Annotated in this window: 13 protein-coding genes and 1 pseudogene; 11 read left to right on the top strand and 3 right to left on the bottom strand. The window is 40.1% G+C overall.

Annotated features, from left to right (window positions below; all coding sequences use genetic code 11):
* Window positions 1-102: 102 nt before the first annotated feature.
* Both LVD47_RS18965 and LVD47_RS18960 read right to left on the bottom strand, forming a co-directional pair.
* Window positions 103-3,282, bottom strand: a complete 3,180-nt coding sequence (locus LVD47_RS18965; RefSeq protein WP_236979711.1) for a SusC/RagA family TonB-linked outer membrane protein — start codon at window positions 3,280-3,282, stop codon at window positions 103-105.
* A gap of 693 nt (window positions 3,283-3,975) precedes the next feature.
* Window positions 3,976-4,137 (bottom strand): hypothetical protein, encoded by a 162-nt coding sequence (locus LVD47_RS18960; protein WP_236979709.1) that lies wholly within the window; start codon window positions 4,135-4,137, stop codon window positions 3,976-3,978.
* Between LVD47_RS18960 and LVD47_RS18955 the strand changes: the two genes are divergently transcribed.
* On the top strand, window positions 4,136-4,729 hold the full coding sequence (locus LVD47_RS18955) for a hypothetical protein (RefSeq protein ID WP_236979707.1): 594 nt from the start codon (window positions 4,136-4,138) through the stop codon (window positions 4,727-4,729). The genes LVD47_RS18960 and LVD47_RS18955 overlap by 2 nt on opposite strands.
* Before the next feature lie 737 nt (window positions 4,730-5,466).
* Here the strand turns inward: LVD47_RS18955 and LVD47_RS18950 are convergent.
* Window positions 5,467-7,020 carry a TlpA family protein disulfide reductase gene (locus tag LVD47_RS18950; protein ID WP_236979705.1) on the bottom strand — a complete coding sequence of 518 codons (1,554 nt, stop codon included), beginning with the start codon at window positions 7,018-7,020 and terminating at the stop codon, window positions 5,467-5,469.
* A gap of 897 nt (window positions 7,021-7,917) precedes the next feature.
* Between LVD47_RS18950 and LVD47_RS18945 the strand changes: the two genes are divergently transcribed.
* The 10 genes and pseudogenes from LVD47_RS18945 (at window position 7,918) to LVD47_RS18905 (ending at window position 18,290) form a co-directional block, all read left to right on the top strand.
* Entirely contained in the window at window positions 7,918-8,166 is a 249-nt protein-coding gene (locus tag LVD47_RS18945) for a helix-turn-helix domain-containing protein (protein WP_236979703.1), read from the top strand.
* Window positions 8,167-8,556: 390 nt separating this feature from the next.
* The gene (locus LVD47_RS18940) at window positions 8,557-10,401 is read left to right on the top strand and encodes a KAP family P-loop NTPase fold protein (RefSeq protein WP_236979701.1); all 1,845 of its coding nucleotides are present in this window, start codon (window positions 8,557-8,559) and stop codon (window positions 10,399-10,401) included.
* A 2-nt stretch (window positions 10,402-10,403) separates the two neighbouring features.
* Window positions 10,404-11,258, top strand: coding sequence for a Qat anti-phage system associated protein QatB (gene qatB, locus LVD47_RS18935; protein ID WP_236979699.1), 855 nt, complete (start codon window positions 10,404-10,406; stop codon window positions 11,256-11,258).
* A complete protein-coding gene (gene qatC, locus LVD47_RS18930) occupies window positions 11,255-12,595 on the top strand; it encodes a Qat anti-phage system QueC-like protein QatC (protein WP_236979697.1) in 1,341 nt (446 codons plus the stop codon). Before qatB ends, qatC begins: the two co-directional genes overlap by 4 nt.
* A 1-nt stretch (window position 12,596) precedes the next feature.
* Window positions 12,597-13,358, top strand: a complete 762-nt coding sequence (qatD, locus tag LVD47_RS18925) for a Qat anti-phage system TatD family nuclease QatD (protein ID WP_236979695.1) — start codon at window positions 12,597-12,599, stop codon at window positions 13,356-13,358.
* A gap of 3 nt (window positions 13,359-13,361) precedes the next feature.
* Complete coding sequence (locus tag LVD47_RS18920) at window positions 13,362-14,879, top strand: DUF6119 family protein (protein WP_236979692.1); 1,518 nt, start codon at window positions 13,362-13,364, stop codon at window positions 14,877-14,879.
* 533 nt (window positions 14,880-15,412) lie between these two features.
* Window positions 15,413-16,177: a competence protein CoiA gene (locus LVD47_RS18915; protein ID WP_236979690.1), complete on the top strand. Its 765-nt coding sequence runs from the start codon at window positions 15,413-15,415 to the stop codon at window positions 16,175-16,177.
* Between the two features lie 530 nt (window positions 16,178-16,707).
* Window positions 16,708-17,571: a hypothetical protein gene (locus LVD47_RS18910; RefSeq protein ID WP_236979688.1), complete on the top strand. Its 864-nt coding sequence runs from the start codon at window positions 16,708-16,710 to the stop codon at window positions 17,569-17,571.
* Window positions 17,572-17,661: 90 nt separating this feature from the next.
* Window positions 17,662-17,769, top strand: a pseudogene (locus tag LVD47_RS24150) (hypothetical protein); the annotation flags it as partial.
* Between the two features lie 56 nt (window positions 17,770-17,825).
* Window positions 17,826-18,290, top strand: coding sequence for a HEPN family nuclease (locus tag LVD47_RS18905; RefSeq protein WP_236979686.1), 465 nt, complete (start codon window positions 17,826-17,828; stop codon window positions 18,288-18,290).
* Window positions 18,291-18,584 lie beyond the last annotated feature (294 nt).

Genomic DNA, 18,584 nt, shown 5'->3' with positions numbered 1-18,584 from the left:
CAAAGCTCTGCGCGCCCGGATAGTTGGCCCAGCCGCTTTGACAACTCCTCGGCTCACCAAACCCGGCTTCCCGCATTCCTTTCTCGCGGCTTGGCGATCCTTTCAAAACTCCACCCGCACCCCCACTGCTATACTCCTTCGCGGCTTCGCGCTCCGGAAGTCCGGGTCCAGGGGGTCATCACTCGCCTTCCACAGGATACCGATATTGTTCACATACCCATAGAACTCCGCATGCGCCACGGGCAGTCGCGGCATCTGCCTCCGGTCCAGCGAATAACTCAACCGCACATCCTGCCACCGGATATGGTCACCTTTCTCCACCAGGATATCCGAATAGATATAAGTATTATCCCTGTCATAATAGATCGATGAAGGCAGTGATGGAACATTAGTATGTGATTCATCTCCCGGTTGCTCCCAACGGTCTGAAAAGTCATTATGGTCCAGATTTCCATTTAACAACATGGGATAGTTTACCGATCTTCTCCGGTAGTAATAGCCCAATCTATAACTTAAGTTCGCCGACAAGTTCCATTCCTTCCAGGTCAGTTCATTCCGTAACGCTCCAAATATAGGTGGCCTTCCCGGACCGTGGTAGATCAGGTCCTCTTTGGCGAACCGGCTGCGAATCGCACTATAGTTCCTACTCGCCTCACCTTCAAACCAAATCATGGGATCTCCCGTCTGAGGATCCAGACCTACCCAGGGATAACTATACATTCCATACAACGGCCGCCCTTCATACGGACTCCCCGTACCACTAAATGATAAATAACCATTAGTTGTAAAATCATCTTCATAATTTGTCACCTTTTCACGGACCAAATTCCATAACCAATGTGTGGTCCATTTCCATTTTCCTGTAGTGTTAATCGTAGTCAGATCCAAATCCCAACCAACGGTTCGAGTAGAAGCAAAATTTCCACGCATTTCGGAAATACCACTGGAATATGGGAATTGACGGTCCCCAATTAAATCATTGCCCGTTTTTATGTAATATTCTAATGTTCCCTTCATACGTTGATTACGAGACTCCCAATCTACCCCCACATTCCAACTCTCTATCGTTTCCCAACGTAGATCGGGATTAGGTGGATTATTTATTTGAGCATATGGGACACTCACTCCCGCTATTGTATTATTCCAGTAAAATGCCGTTAAATATGCCGATAGTGAACGATCTACATTACCACTATAGCCATAGGTCATCCTCATTTTTAAATAGGGCAACCATCCGATATTATAGAATTTTTCCTTACTTATAGTCCAACTTGTACCTACCGACCAGAGTGGAACCCATTTTTGATTAGTACGGACACCAAAAAGATTCGATCCATCTTTGCGGGCACTCAATGACAATCCATAGGTATAATCATACGTATAAGCTCCATTAAAATAATACGATTCAAATCGGTCCGTCCTTCCGGTATGTGATTCCTTTGATGGGATAAAACCCAAACCACCATTATGAAAATATCGATACCAATTTGCCAAATCCACATTCTGGCTTTCGCCGGTGTAGTCATTATATCCGTATGATCTGTTTATATCAGTTTCCGTTTGGAATTCTTTTATTTCTATTCCGGACAAAACATCAATGTGGTGATCCCCTCGTTTGACATTATAGCGTACCTGTCCGCGTGCCGTATGACTGTATCCCGACGTATAACTATAGTCCAGGATCCCCCCTTCCGGCACCCTTTGAACCTTTCTTCCGTATTGGTCGATTTCAGTAAAGTAATTTATAAGACTCCTTGCTTCATAGCTTTCTTTTGGGTGATAATCACGTAAACGGGTATGATTATTCCAGTATTGATATTTACCTTCTATCGTCAAACCGCTCATGATTTCCCAGGATACCCCGGTTTGGATACGATATTCCATATTCGTATTGTTCCGGTCCCTAAGCCCAATCTCTTCCAGTGGACGGTATCGCCAGTCCAAAAGTCCCACTGTATCTAAACTGGCAAGATAGGTACTTCGCAAACCCTGCATCACCGGTAACGGCTGACCCTTTTCATCTACTAATGATTCATAAGGATGTGTGTCGGGTACAGAATTGTCATTGGCTCTCCGATCCCGGGACATAGAAAGCCCTACATCCGCACGCAATCGCTCAGACCGGGAAATCCAGGTATTTCTTGCATTCAAAGTGATCCGTTTCCGGCCATTGCCCACGATTTGGGATTGGTTGTCGTCATACCCCAGGGAAAACGAATACCGGTACCGGTTTCCACCACCCCGCAATGCCAGAGAATATTGTTGCTGCCAGGTGGGCCGGTAATAATATCGATCCAAATCCTCCCGTACATCATGGTTCCGATATCTATCCAGTATAGATTCAGCAACACCATTATCGATAATCTCGTCCCGCTGGGCGATTAGTGTCTCTACTACCGGGGATAACGCCGGTTTATTATTAGAATTTTCATCTCCACTGTAAAACGATCTATTAAATAATATTTCCTCCACCTCTACATAGTCAGTCATTGACATCATCGGTCGATAATAAAGGTCCCTTTGTTCCTGAAAGGTCCCATTACTATTGAAGGACACCTTTAGCGGCTTGTCATACTGTCCCTGCTTCGTGGTGATCACGATCACACCGTTCCCGGCCCGCGCCCCCCAGATAGAGGCCGCCGCCGCATCCCGCAGCACGGTGATGTTTTCCACATCATTGGGATTGATCGATACCAGGTCCCCGTCATACGGAAAGCCGTCCACTACGATCAGTGGCCGGGCATTCGCATAGATGGTATTCCGGCCACGGATCGATATGGGGTCATCAGAAGCTCCCGCCCGGTTGAAGACCAGCCCCGGTACCATATCTTCCAGCCGGTCCAGGAGGTTAGGACTCACCCGGCGCTGCACCAGTTCTTCATCCACCGTAGCGAACGAACCCGTCGCCCGCTCCCGCGGCACCTCCTGGTAGCCCGTAGATACGATCTCCACTTCCCCCAGCGAGATTCCCGAGGGGCCCAGGTTCACATGAAGGGAGTCGGTACCCGGTATGTGCGTAAGTAGTTGCTTTGGTCTATACCCCAGGTACCGGACTTCCAATGTATAAGTTCCTTCGGTGAGGGACAGGGTGAATCGGCCCGATTCATCCGTCACAGAACCTATGTTTTCTTCGCCCATCACCTGCACGGCAGCCCCCACCAATACGTGTTGTGTCAAGGAGTCCCATACACTACCATGCAGGGTGTATACGGCCTGTTGGGCTTGTAACCAGGATGCACTCATCAATATAAGTAGTAGTGTTATACGTTGTGTTGTTTTCATAGGCTATTTTTGAGGGATCGTCCCCAAGGGATCACTTTGTGGCCAAGCCGCGCACATGCATTGAGTCGCGGCGGGTTTGGCCCCGTAAGGGATGCCGTTGGCATGAGCCCGCCTACAGATATGTTTCGGCGGGAGATCCCGGTTTACATAATTAATCTTTTCACTTTTTTCGGTCCGTTTCTTTCTTTCAGTCCTTTCCATTCCCGTTCTGTCATGGTTTTTGCGTTTTGCAAAAACACACGCCAGAACTTTCCATTCGTTTCTTTCTTCACCCCGGGTTCAACACCCGGGGTTACTCCTATTCAGCCCCGATAGGGCTAACCCGTACTGCATTTCTGCGAAGGGATGCCCTGGGCATTTACTTTTCATATCTTTTTAGTTCTATTCGCTTACCAGTAGCCGGGATGCCGTTGGAGTTCTTTTCTCTCAACCTATTATTTCGAACGTCCCTTTGATTTCTAGTCGATTGATCCATAGTAAATAAATTTTAATATTTTCCTTTGTTCCTTTTTTTATCTGAAAAAAAGAAACCAAACCCCAAAGGGATGCCTATGGCAAAAGCAGACCTTTTGCTAAGGCGCTTTTGCGCTACTTCTTAGCCTTCAGCTCGTAAAATCCTGCTTCCACAATCCTTTTATGCATCGTCTTACCGTCTTTTTCCTGCATCACTCCCACCTATCTTCTATACCTCGGCTACAGGATCTCTGATAAAAGAATTGAAAGCCGCAACGGATTTTCCTCGCCCCGCGCTATTGCAAAAGGAAGCTCAGGAACCTGGCAGTCTGCTATATCAAAGCCTTCTTCCTGCCTTACCATTTCTCGGTTCTTGTCAGGAGTCCTCTCCTGACAACTCATGAGAACTTTCAATCCGTTTCTTTCTTTACCCCGGATCAGGTATCCTCTTTTTTATCTTTTCTTTGCTGGCCAAAGAAAAGAAACAAAAGAAAAGCCACCTTTTGCTAAGGCGCTTTTGCGCTACTTCTTACCCTTCAGCTCACAAAATCCTGCTTCCACAATCCTTTTACGCATCGTCTTACCGTCTTTTTCCTGCTTCACTTCCACCTATCTTCTATACCCCGGCTACAGGATCTCTGATAAAAGAATTGAAAGCCGCGACGGATTTACCTCGCCCCGCGCTTTTGCAAAAGGATGCACAGGACCCTGGCAGCCTGCTATATCAAAACCTTCTTCCTGCCTCACCACTTCTCCCGGGATTCTACACCCAACCTTGAAGGTCTCTGATTTGACCCCCGTGAAGCTTTCTCTGAATTGTATCACTCCTTACAGCCACTACAAGCCAGACCTTCAAGGTTTTTGTTTTGAACTGCCCATTCCCGTTCTGTCATGGTTTTCGCCCCTTTCGGGACCGCAAAAACACACGCCAGAACTTTCCATTCGTTTCTTTCTTTACCCCGGGTTCAAAACCCGGGGTTACCTGCCATTATAACAAATCGTGTAGCCTCGCCGTGGAAGGCTCGGTTCCTTCAAATTTAATTCCTGTAGCATCGGGACGGAACCCTCGGTTCCCTTACCAGAGCTCACCCACCCTCACCTTGGAAGGTGAGGTTCCCTCATCAAGCGTGCATTTAGCACCCTTGGTCCGACCTCCGGGTCGGACTACATTCGGTCACCTTCAGCGCTTTTCCATACTGGTTTCCATTTTCATTCACTGCTCCTATATTCCCGTCACAGGAACTTTGCTCCAACCTTGAAGTATACCCTTCAGGGTCTCTGATTTGATCTTTATATTCTTTTCTTGATAAAAACAGGGGCAGCCCCTACCGGCTCCGGGAGCGTCATGGTGAATTGCAATGTACTGACAGAAGGAATCCTATAACACTGCTCCGGAAATCCAGTCATACGTAACGGGTCCTTTTCAAACATTCTCAATATCAAAGGGATCGCTAAGCCGCGCATAAGCTTATGTGATGGCTAGGATTGTCCCAAGGGATCACTTTGTGGGTGAGCCCAAATTCAACCCGGTACGGGGCTGTCCAACCTGTCGATCATTTCCCGGTCGCCCTCCGGCCTCCGGGACTCTCTCTCCGGTCCTTTGACCGGAAAACTCCGCTTTTACCTGCCTTCACCGGTCCGTCATAAACACAGCAACCACAGGTCATAAGCATGGCATGAATTCTTTCCACAGGGTACACTTACCCGGGCACTTGTATTTTACCTTTCGATTTACTTTTTCAAAACCTCCCTAATTAATACCTCCAATTCCTCCGGGTCCTTCGGAAAATTCCCGATCTGGTAGACCTTCCCTTCCCGGTCCAGCAGCATCTGCGTGGGATAAGCACGGATCCCGTAGTACTTCAGCAGTGGGTGGTCAAATCCTCCGGCCGCCAGGTTGAGTAAATCCGACGAAGTATACTTTCCTTCTTCGATACTGCGCAGCCACACCTCCCGGCTCCGGTCCGAGGATACGGAGGCGAATACCACATCTTCTTCCTCCCGCATCCGCTCTTCCACTGGGCCCAGGGTCTCGTGGTAATACTTCATACAGGCCCCGCAACCCGTATACCAGAAGTCAACGAGAACAACTTTATCATCCAAGTCCGAGAGCAGGACTTCTTTTCCGGACCGGTCTTTCAGCGAGATTTCCGGAAAAGGGGTACCGGTCTTGAGACGGGAAGCCATTTGCTGCAATCCGTCACGTAACCACGGTGTTTGAATGAATTCCAATGCACGGGCAAACAAGGCATCGGGGGTGTCATGATTTTTGTACTGGCGAATTGTATAATACGCGACTACATATTCACCAAGTATAGCTCCATATTTACCAATCATATCATCAAAACTCACTTCTACCCCTTCCACTTTTTGGTACGCCTGGATATTCCGGTACAAAAAGTCCACTATTCCCGGCTCTATAAATGAAATATCATCCGGCAAGGTCACATCCTCCATGCGATCGGTATAGGTATCCCATATTCGTTGTGATTCTTCGCTACGCCCCAGGCCCATGTATAGAAATTCGGCCAGCGGTTCCATAATTTGCCCCAGGAGCCGGTACTCCATGGACCGGATACCCGCTTCATCCACCAGCGGGCGATACATCGCGATCACTTCCCACCCCGGGTGGTCGTAGGGATCCCGGTCTACCCTTTCTTCCATATACCGGTATTTTTGCCGGTCATTGAAGATCATGCGCATCAGGGGAAGCATACTTTCTTCCGCTGCTTCACGCGCTTTTTGATAGGCCTTCTGTGTTTTTCCTTCCGACAAAAACGTCTCCCGGTCCACCCCCACCATTACCGGGTCGTGGGTTTTCTTTTCCGTATCGATGGCGCGTGCCAGGTCGTACTGGGCCTGGAACCGCATGGCGTCAGGCCCGGTGAATCGCACCATCGCCTGCTTGGTATCGATGTGGATAAATACGCTGTCGCCCGGCCGGATTTTCATACGGTCGCAAAAGGTAAACACATTCCGACGCAGCGAGAAATAACCGGGTCGGTCCAGGTGCAGTCGGAAGGAGAAAGTCCTGCTTCGTATCGTCCGGTTGAAAATATTTCCCGCTTTCGTCACACTTTGCATCCGATCAAAAGGAGGAAATATCCCGGTTTTACCCAGATAGCGCTTCCATACTACCAATTCCATCGTATCCACCGGCTCCACAGATTCGATCTCCCCATATATCACCGCCGTACCTCCCTCACCGGCACCACTACTTCCCTCCTGCCCCATCACCACAGTACATACCATAGCCAGGAGACTGATAAACCTATATCGTCGCATATGTATAATTTCAAGTTGTTTGTAAAAATGTAAATCGTAAATCGGTAGTAGGGCCATTAAGCTGTCAGGAAATCAGGAAGATCCACAGATGAATTCACCATCGTGCACAAATGAAAATTTCATCAAAAATGGAATCCTGGCCCGTCTCTAGCTTGAACCTGTAGCTTGCAGCTTCCTCAGATCGGTTTCCTCGGCTTCCTTCTGTACATTAAATCATACTGTGAAAACCCTGACGCCATTTTTATTTTTGATATTATCACATTCATGTATTTGAAATTCCTTCCTATTTCCTCTTTCGATTGAGATGACGCTAATCTATGATCATCAATACAACTAAACAAATATGATTAGTTATAAATTATTCCTTCACCCTATTTTTGTTATCCAAACCTAAATCGGCTTCCTCGGCTTCCTCGAATACATAATATCTGATACGGAGAACAAATTAACAATCTGGATACCATCGTTGCTTTCCTCCAATTTGTAAGGGAAAAACAATGTTGAATAAGGATCGGTAAAAACAACTAATGGCTCCATAATTATTAAACTATTTTTATGGAACGTCTTGATTAAAAGAATGGATTCAAAAAAAGGCATGAACCAAACTCATCGACTAGAGGTACTGGTATACCCTGGACACAACAAGATGGCCCACGCCTAAATTTTATAGACGTGAGCATTCACCTAATGTCCTGTGTCCATAAAAATTACCAGTTTTCTAGACAAGACGTCAAGTATAAATGCTATATCTAGCTTTCACTTTTATTTCTACTCAAAGTAATATTTAATCTTTGAGTATTTTGTCTAAGACAAATATAATAAAAATAATTATACGGTCTAATTAGACCGTGATTTTTTTAAAAAAATCTCTCACTTTAGATATCACTGCAATCATCTATGACTGAAGAAGAGAGAAAAAAAATATTGTTATTATTTGGAGAAAACATTAAGAAGATAAGAGAAGACAAACAATTGTCTCTTCTTCAAGCTGATTACCAATCAAACATTGACGAAAGTAATATCTCTAAGTATGAACATGGCAAAAGAGATTTAAGACTATCCACTATATTTAAAATAGCTAAAATGCTTAAAACCCATCCAAAAAATCTCTTAGACTTAGGGATAGATTACACAGAGGAGGATTAAACAAATAATAGTTTTCAATAAACTCTTTACGTTACTTGCATAAAAGGCAACAAGAAAATTTCAGAACGCTCCTATTATTCTAATCTATTTGACCTTATACTAATAGCATATATAATAAATTGCAACTTATTTTAATTATATACATGAAAATTCTTGAACAAGGGTCAATTTTTGAATTTTATTTTTTACATTAGGGAGTGTATTTGTAAGCCCTAATGAAGTGATGATAATGTATTTACGTGCTACTTGTTATGTAAAATTCAAAGTTATCGAGAAGTATGTGATGCTGATGCTGCACTGCATACAAAAACGGTGTGAAAGGGGTATAAAATTTACGGATATAAATGAGTTATAAGCCATTCAAACAGTAAAGCAATATTTTAAATAATCATGTGGAGCGATAACGAAACAAATTCGGATTTTATTGATTTTCAGCATATGGTAAGGGCTGTAACAAGTATTATTAATAACGACAACCTTTTACCATGCAGTATAGGCGTTTTTGGAGATTGGGGTAGTGGAAAGTCTAGTCTAATGAAAATGATTGAAGACAAATATGCAGATGAGGATGATGTTCTCGTGATCAACTTCAACGGATGGTTATTTGAAGGTTATGAGGATACCAAGACAGTTCTGATGAGCAGGATTGTGGATGAAATTATTAAGAAAAGAACTCTTGATGAGAAGGCATTGAAAATCGCGGCTAAGTTGCTTCGGAAAATTGATCTGATTAAACTTGGACGATCCGCTATTAAATATGGTCTTGGATACCTCACAATGGGGCCTGCCGGATTAGCTGTCGCCGGCTCTGCGGAAGCAATTCAGAAGTTTTCAGAAGCGGATTACGAAAAGTATATAAAAGAGAAGCAAAGCACTGATGATCCTGATGAATCTCTGAGGACAAATATTCAAGAGTTCCATCTCAACTTTGAGGAACTGATCAATGAGACTAATATCAAAAAGGTTGTTGTATTTATTGACGACCTGGACAGGTGTTCTCATGATACTGTCATTGGTACACTGGAAGCTATTAAACTATTCTTGTTTGCTAAAAACACAGCATTCATAATAGGTGCAGACGAAAGATTAATCAAGTACGCTGTTCGAAGAAGGTTTCCAGAGATTCCAGGGGACAACATGGAGGTAGGCCGTGATTATCTGGAGAAATTGATCCAATATCCAATAAGAATACCTCCGTTGAGTGATTTGGAACTTACCATTTATGTAAACTTGTTATTTACTAATCTATTTGTCGATCCAGGCGAATTTGAATTTATACGTGAAGGTGTACTCAAGAAGAAAAATGAGGAGCAATTTGGTTTTAGGCTTAGTCTGGATAATATAGCGGATTTTATAAATGAAGTAGATGAAGAATTAAAGGAAGCTCTTTTATTATCAGCACAATTAATTCCAGTATTGACGGTAGGACTCAATGGAAATCCCAGACAGACTAAACGATTCCTCAACACAATGTTCTTGCGACATGAAATGGCTAAGTCCACGGGAGAAGAGTTGAACAAAAGAATTCTGGCTAAATTGATGTTGCTCGAATACTTTAAATCGGAAACGTTTAGGGCTTTCTATGAGGAGCAGTCAAAAAATGAGGGATTGATCCCATGGATTAGCAATGTAGAAGAATTGTTAAAAAAGGACATAGTAGGAGATGATGAGGTAGAGAGCTTATCAGTAGAGCAACAGGCATACATACAGGATAGCTGGATCAAAGATTGGTTGTCTTCTGAGCCACCTTTAGCTGGGGTAAATCTACAACCATATTTTTACTTCTCCAGAGATAAATTATCCTCATCTGGCATTAAACTGCAGCGGATGAGTTCACAAGCACAAGAGGTTTTCAGGAAACTGTTGAATGATGCTGAATCGGTAAAGAATGTTGCTTTACGGGAAGCCGCATCGATTAGTCCAGGAGATGCTTCAGCAATTTTTGAGTCTTTGTCTGAAAAAATCAAACATGATGGTATACAGAAGAGTGATTCTTCCCCCCTAAAAAGACTTGTGGATTTTTGTGAAGTGCGAAAGGAACTTATTTCTCAATTTCTTGGAATGGTGGAAAAATTACCGCACCAGTCATTGCCTATTTCTGCCGTAACCTGGATATCTACCTTAACCTCGGATTCTGAGCACGAACAAGTAGGGGATAAAATTTTAGGTCGTTGGAGCGAAAGTACCGCAAATAGGAACCTGGCAAAGATTGCTAAACGTAAATTGAAGAATTAATTATGGGAACGTCTTCATCAGGATCAGGGCCAAAAGGACGAACTCCACTCTTACCAAATTGGGCAACAGCAGGTGGGGATATGCCAGATAAGGATGACAATCAAAATCAAGAAGACAATTCACAAGGAGATGATGAGTCAGATGATGGGAAGCAGTCTGATAATGGGATAGGTGATAGATATGCAGATTCTTTAAAGACTGCAAAAGGAGCGCTAAAAAGGATAGTAAATGGCAGATATGGAGCAACTTTTAAAAAAGCTGCCAAGACTTATGTTAAAAGAACAGGCGGTCATAAAAGTGCTACGAGGGCTTCAAATGCGGGAATAAGTGCAGGACGCAATTACTTAGGGTTTTTTAGTGGTGTTGCAAGTTCTGGAATAGAACAAATATTACGAGATTATGATCTTGCAGATTGTATTGGCAAACCAACTGAAGAAGTTTTTGCAAGAATTGCGAATAAAATAGCTCCAGATGGTTCAACAAATGATGAAGCGATAGCTCGCACTGCTGTAATGATGGCATTTGATAAACTCTGTCAAAAACTAATCGAAAATGATCAAGACATCACGGCTCTTGATCGGCTTGATGAGAATACGCTTAAGGATACTGTGATTGAATTCGTAAGTGCATATATTTTTAAAAAGTGGGTTTATGAAGCCGGACTTGCTTTAGAACGTAATGACTTATCAGAAGCAGAAGCAATTGCATTAGAAAATGAGATGAAAGACTTTGTAACTGGTGAAGTGAAATCTGGTCTAGGAAAAATGGATATGTTGACTTTAGATATCACTCAAGGGAAAGGTAAGCAAATCATCCAAAATATTTTTGATTTAGCATACTCAACTTTAGAAAAATGAATACGTGGAATATAATTTTTAAGCAAAATAGTAAAGACTTTTTTGATATCGAAGTCCCAGAAAATCAAAAAAAGCTCATTATCAATACTGATCAGCAAGGGCTTCTGGACACTGTGTTGAGTACAAATGTGTTTACAGAAATTAAGAATCAACAGATAGTCACAACAGCAAATGTACATGACTTACTGCATTTTGCTATTGGTGTTTATACAGTGGATCAAGGTATCTCAAGAGAGAGTTATGGGTTTCAGCAATGGAGTCGGCATATTAGATTATTTGTTCCAGTATCAACAGTAGGAGGCTGGACCAGGTGCAAGAAAGAAATAGAAGATATGCTATCTTTTTTGAGTGGAGATAAATGGGAAATTTCATTTAGGAAGAAGGCTGGAGAGCAGAAACAGTTGGAATTACCTGTGGACACAAATCCCAACAAAATTCAATCTGTATCACTTTTTTCCGGAGGGATGGATTCATTTATAGGAGCAATAGACTTATTGGAAGACAATAAGAAAGTACATTTCGTAAGTCATTATAAACGCGGAACGGAAGGGAACGTGCAGCCAATACTCTATGACGCTCTAAAAAAGCAGTACGGTGAGGGCTCTTTTGACTATACCCGTTTCTGGGTTCAACCTACTCAAAAGAATAAGAGTCTTTCGAAAGAAAGATCTTCAAGAGCGCGTTCCTTTTTATTTCTTTGCTTGGGGGTGTCAGTTGCTAATTCCTTGGGACAAAATGTTGAATTTATTGTTCCAGAGAATGGATTAATATCATTGAATATTCCTTTAACTGGTACCAGGCTGAGTAGTCACAGCACGAGAACTACACATCCACATTACCTCGGTTTATTTAAGAAAATAATGGTTGAATTAGATATAAAAAACCCAATTCGAAATCCATATCAATTTCTTACAAAAGGAGAAATAGCTAGAAATTGCAAGAACACTAACTTTTTAAAAAAATGGAACAAAACAACAATATCTTGTTCCCATCCGGATAATAGTAGAAGAAAGAAAGGTAGTAAGCCCGGAATTCAATGTGGGTATTGCGTTCCTTGTATAATCCGACAAGCTACTGAGAAAATGAACAAACTTAAAGGAACAAAATATGTTCAAGATATTATTAAAAACCCACCTTCACAGACTAAGAAGACTGGAAGCGATATGCGCGCATTTAAGTTAGCACTTGAGGGAATGAATGGTAAATCTGATCAGTCAATAATGTTTGATATTCTGAGTTCAGGCCCAATACCATTCGATAATGAAGATGAGCTGAAAGAGTATGTGAAATTATATAAGCGCGGAATGAATGAGATAAAGAATTTTTTAAAGAAATAATATGAGATATCATGATACACATTTTCATCTTGACTTAATGTCAGAGCCCGAGAAAGTTGCCAATGAGATTGAACGCCAACAGGTTTATACAATAGCCGTAACGAATAGTCCATCTGTTTTTTTCTTCACGGAGAGAGTAACCTCAAATAAAAAGTTCATTCGTGCAGCGCTTGGTTTACATCCGGAGTTGGCAGCTGAACGACACAAGGAAATTGCGAAGTTCAGTGAACTCATTGATAAAACACGGTATATAGGTGAGATAGGCTTAGATAACAACAACAAATCACCAAGTGATTATCAAAAGCAAAAAAAAGTTTTTGAAAAATTAATCTCAGTATGCGCAGATAAAGGTGATAAAATACTAACAATTCATAGCAGAAGGGCAGTAAAGGATGTACTTGCTATTTTGGGTGATGAATTTCCAGGAAAAGTTATTCTTCATTGGTATTCCGATCCCTTGAGGCATATTGATGTAGCCATAGATCGAGGTTATTATTTTTCTATCAACTACCCAATGTTGCAATCTAAAAATGGGAAGAAAATTATTGACTCGATTCCGCTTGAAAGAATATTGATTGAAACCGATGGACCTTTTACAAAAAATGAAAATCAAGAATTTGTTCCATCAATGGTACCAATTATATTAGAGAACCTTTTCTCCTTGAAAAGGGAATTCAAATCACTTGACTCCTTAAAAAAAACAATACATAGGAATTTTGAAAACCTGCTAAAAACTACTTATAACAGACCCTTCAAAAACTAAAAAATGCCAAAATTTAATATTTATAAGATAGACGTTAATAAAAAGGATGATCTCGTTGAGAAGCTCGAATCAGTCAATCTAACTAAGACAGGAGAAAAAGTACTCGATGGCTATTCATTAGAATTTTATTTTTCTAAAACACCTGATGAAGTTGAAGTTTGGTGGACAGAAATTTATAGCGAATTTATTAACCAAGAAGAAGTACCAAAGAATAGTATTTACTTCGGCACTATGCTTGTTTATAATAATCAGGTTTGCTATGCAATAAGTCTAGGGAAAAGCCATTTTTATCTAAAAAAATTCAGCGATACTGATTTTGGTCTGAATCTCGGAGAAAGAATCGTGGATGAGGAAAACCTAAAAATCAAGAATTCTAAATTTTTTAAGAGTAAGAAGAGTAAAACAATAACCTCATATCAATCTAACACACCTGTCACTTATGATAGCGGTGAGTCATTGCATTATATTAAAGCCAAAACAATTAGTATGGATGAGTGGGGAAAAGTTGCAAGTTTTGGGACATCTGCTCAACTTAATTTAGATATACTACCAGATGAACTTCCAAATTTGATTAATAGAATAGAAATCAAACTATTTGAAGATCCGATTATAAAGTTACCTAAAACAGAGTTAATAAAAGATGAAGAGGTCGAAGAAATGCTAGATGCACGACTTGGAATAGCTCTTGAAGCTAAAGAAAACCCTGCTATACAAATTGATGAGTTTTCAGTATCTGGTGTGGATTTCATTTTTTCCGAAAGAAGTAGTTACAAGTTTTACATACAAGGAGATAGTCGCAATAAAACCAATTTACTTGATTTGACTGTGGATAATTTGATGAATTTCGTGAGAGATAGAGGAATAAATTTACGAAATGAAATAAACACCATAAAAGTGTATGTCCACAACGAGCATGGTAGAGGGCATTCCGAGATGGTTAAAGCTTTTTTAGATTATGTAGATAATGATAGATATTGTTTAATCGATGGAAAATGGCATAGATTTAATGAGTCCTACTTGCAATATCTTAATGATGAGGTACAAAAAATTCCTTGGACTTATTCTCCAGAACTAGATATATCTCTTAGTGTTTCTGAAGATGATTTCAATGATTGCATGGAAGAAGATCATGGATACAGAAATATTCATAGAGACTCATCTCCATTGGATAATCCATTGGGACGAAGGTTTCAAGTGGAGAAAATGGATCTTTATAAGGATAGATTATTGTTTTTCGTTAAAATAGGTAAACCTCAAAAATTAGGATATGCCATTGACCAAGCTTTAAATACCGTACGATTACTTCAGCATAATTCTAGCAATATCTTGATTGATGGTGAAGAACAGAAAGTACAGGGTATTTGTCTTTGGTTAATTATTGACAAAAGAGTAAATAATATTAGTGCCTTATCCGATATAAATTCAATTATATTTTTAATGAAATTAGTTGATTGGAGAAAAGCTGTTTTAGATGCAGGTTATTCCCCATTAATAAAAATTAATTACAGAAGAGATATCTAATGATTAATAGATATTATCCCCCCATATTGCCACACCCATTTCTTCATAAGAATCCTTTCCAAAATGATTACTATAGACCTTTAGATGGGACAATGTGTAGATATTCCGGCGCATAATTGGTTCTTCGTTACATTTGGGGAAGCTATCCGGCATTATAGAGAATGATTTTTTCTTAAAAGATCAAAACCGGCTTCCACAATTGTTTGGCTCTTTTTGCTAACTTAGACACAACCACAAGAGATCAAACCTATCGGTGAGAGCTGATGAGGGGTATTAAAATGAATGGGCGATCCAAATAATGATATACTAAGACAGAAAAATATAATGGAAATTTCTAATCTTGGAGCATTGATGTTTTTAGCCTTAATAGGGTTTTTCTGGCTATTGCCGATATTAATTATTGCCAGCTCTCACAAAACCACAGGGACCGAAAAAGTAGCATGGATTTTGGCTGTAATTTTTATATCATGGTTTGCATGGATTTTTTATCTTCTACTCGCTCCGATAAAAAAGAAGAACTGAAATTTTGATAAATGAAATTTGCGCTTGTTAAAGGTATTAAAGCTGAAGCTTCTAAAGGAGCCAAGGGAACCTGCCCAAGTTGTGGCTCGGAATTAATTGCCAAATGCGGTGAGGTTATAGTAAACCATTGGGCGCATAAAGGAATTCGGAATTGTGACCCATGGTGGGAGAACGAAACGGAATGGCATAGAAAGTGGAAAAATAACTTCCCTATTGAATGGCAAGAAATTGTTCAATTTAGTAAAACGGGTGAAAAACATATTGCTGACGTTAAAACAGAAAAAGGTTGGGTGTTAGAATTCCAACACTCGTACCTTAAACCTGAAGAAAGACATTCGCGGAATGCCTTTTATTCGAAAATCGTTTGGGTAATCGATGGCTTAAGAAGAAAAACTGATAAAATACAATTTCAGAAAATTTTAGAAGAAAGTTCAAAAGCACCTGTTGGAGGTGTTAATATTCGGCAAGTAAATTTCCCAGAAAACTCTCGACTTTTATTGGAATGGTTGAATTGTGGAGTTCCAGTCTTCTTTGATTTTTATGAACTTTATAAGTCCACATTATGGTTTCTTCTTCCTTTAAATATTAAGGACAAAGCCTATTTAATAGCCTTTTCTCGTGAGGAATTCATCAATGTTCACAATAATAATGGATTCGATGAATTGGTTTACAACTTAATTCCTAAAATTCAAGGTTTTATACGTAAATACGAGCGAAATAGAAATCAAATCCGATTTGTAAATCCAAGTAGAAGACGATATCGAAGACGTTTTTAGATTTTATTAAGTGAAAGGATATGGAGTATTTTTTATCTAAATTAAATGCCCGGGAATTTGAATCTTTAGCTGCTGATATCGCTTCGAAAGTTTTAAATGTATAATCCGGTCGTACTGACCCCCTAGTTCCGATTTATACTGACCCCGTCAATCCGGCGTATTGACCCCCTCAATATTTGGTAAATTAGTGAGTTAGTGAGTTTCGAGAAGCTAGGATAGGGTATTGATGTCATCCTGTATAAAGATACAATTCCCGGGGAATATTTTTGGAGACAGGTTGGGGTTTTGAGAGGAATTGTTAAATTACAGGGCAGTGAATATGGGGATAAACAGAAGTTTGGTGAACTAGAACTTGGATAGCACTGTGTAGTGGGATAACCGACGTGGGTTTGCCGGAATGAGGAAGGGGGAAAGTTCGGAGTTCATTAGAAGATATGAATATAGTCTGGACTTTTATGGCCTATTACACTAAAAAGGGATACAAACACTATAAGCGCAGATATAAGTAAGTTAAATCTAATAGATGAAAAATGGCAAAAGACAAAGGTGGAAGAATAGCAGCAAATTTCAGAAAAGCTAATATAGCAGAAGAATTAGCCATTCTATTATTTAAACCGTTTTGCGCAATTGCCAAGGTTACTCGACAAGAGGACTATGGAATTGATTTTATTGGAACACTTTTAAAGAGAACCGGAAAAATTTACAGTGCTCAAGATTCCTTTGTAGCCCAAATCAAAATTCAGTCATCACCACGATTTGAATTTTCAGGAGAAGGAGTGAATTGGCTAAAAAGCTTAAGGCTACCATATTTTCCTATTATTGTTAATCTCGAGAAAAGTTCTGTTTCCCTTTATACTTTAAATAGATGGCACCATCCCATATTCACTAGTATTTTAACTCAATACAATTTTGTTGTTCAAAATGATTACGATGAAGGAGATGGTTTAAATGACTTCCCACTTGAAGAGCCAATCATGGAATGGTCAATTCAGGATACAACAGATGGCAACTTTGCCGATTGGGCATACAACATTTTAAAAATCATTGTAGAAATAGAAACCCGGAATTTTCAATTTGGAAACCTATGGAAATTCGAAAAATTTGAATTCAAAACTTTTAAATTCGATCCGAATAATCCTATTCCCAAAACTGAAAATATTAATACATCAATTTTGGAGATTCCACCTGGCCTACCTGAAGAAGTAAAAAAATTAATTAACAGAGCTGTTTCCTCCTTACCTGATTGGATTGCAAACCAGCTTTATGAAAGTGATAAAAGTGAAGCTGTTCTTAAATTAAAAGATGCACTCAAAGAATTAAATATTGAAAGAAATTCTGATGAAAAGTGGAACCTATTGGCAAAAGAGATGAAAGCATACTATGAAAGAAAATAAACTACTAAGCACAACAACGAATCAGATACAACAAGCAAAGAACATTCAAGATAATGCAGCACACGACCTCAATGGGTTGTCAGATTAGTAGCTGGACCTGGCAGTGGAAAATCATTTGTTATTGAAGAAAGGGTTTCTTGGCTCACTCAAAATCAAAATGTATCGCCAAATGAAAAAGACCGAAAGGCATCAAATTAAACATATGAAAGCCCAAAACCAAGACACTGTCATATGAATAACATAAATTACAAAACATGGAATATAATCGAAATAAACCAGAAAAAGATTTCGTAAAGCGCACTATTGAAATGGCAGAAGAATTTAAAAACCATAAATATGGCACAACAGCTCAAATAAATTTTCTATTTGGCACAATCATACTTCCAAAATCTCATTGGTACAATTCATTAAAACAATATAGCATCAAATTAAATGAAATTCCCGGGGTCTCTATTGTTTATAAGGATTATCAACAAATTTCACTAAAAGTTTTATTGCATTGCCTTAGAAATGGAATTGCCCATTGGAAAGAGAATGGAAATCAAAATATTGATTTTGTGACTGTTCAAAATACCAAAGGCGAAAAAGAAATTAAAAAAGTGATAATTAAAGGAACTGGAAAAGTTGACAAAAAAGTTGAAAACGTAGAGGTAACATTTGACGTCGATCAAGATGGGCTAGTAGAATTCATGAAAAAAATCTATGACTATTTAAAATAACCTCTTGGATAGTCATAAAGAATTAACTTACTTAAAATGTAAAACATACAGATCCGGGGCTTTGGATATTTTCCACTTCTGCCGGGATCTTTTTGGTCCGGATTTTCATCTCCGGAATATAGTCAGGGTATTGAATTTTTATACGAATAAAAAGAGTAGGGTGCCGAAGCTGGGCAAAGAAGGAAGGGATGAGTTTGGGAGGAGGGAGTATATACTTATTCCAAAATAAAAGGGAATCACTCGGGAACTACCGATTTATTTTTCATGTGCCAAGTTTCGGTTGTCCGTTGCAAA

Origin of the sequence: Membranihabitans maritimus (genome assembly GCF_021729145.1) — a bacterium.
Lineage (GTDB): Bacteria > Bacteroidota > Bacteroidia > Chitinophagales > Saprospiraceae > Membranihabitans > Membranihabitans maritimus.
This window is presented reverse-complemented; position numbering and strand designations above follow the sequence as displayed.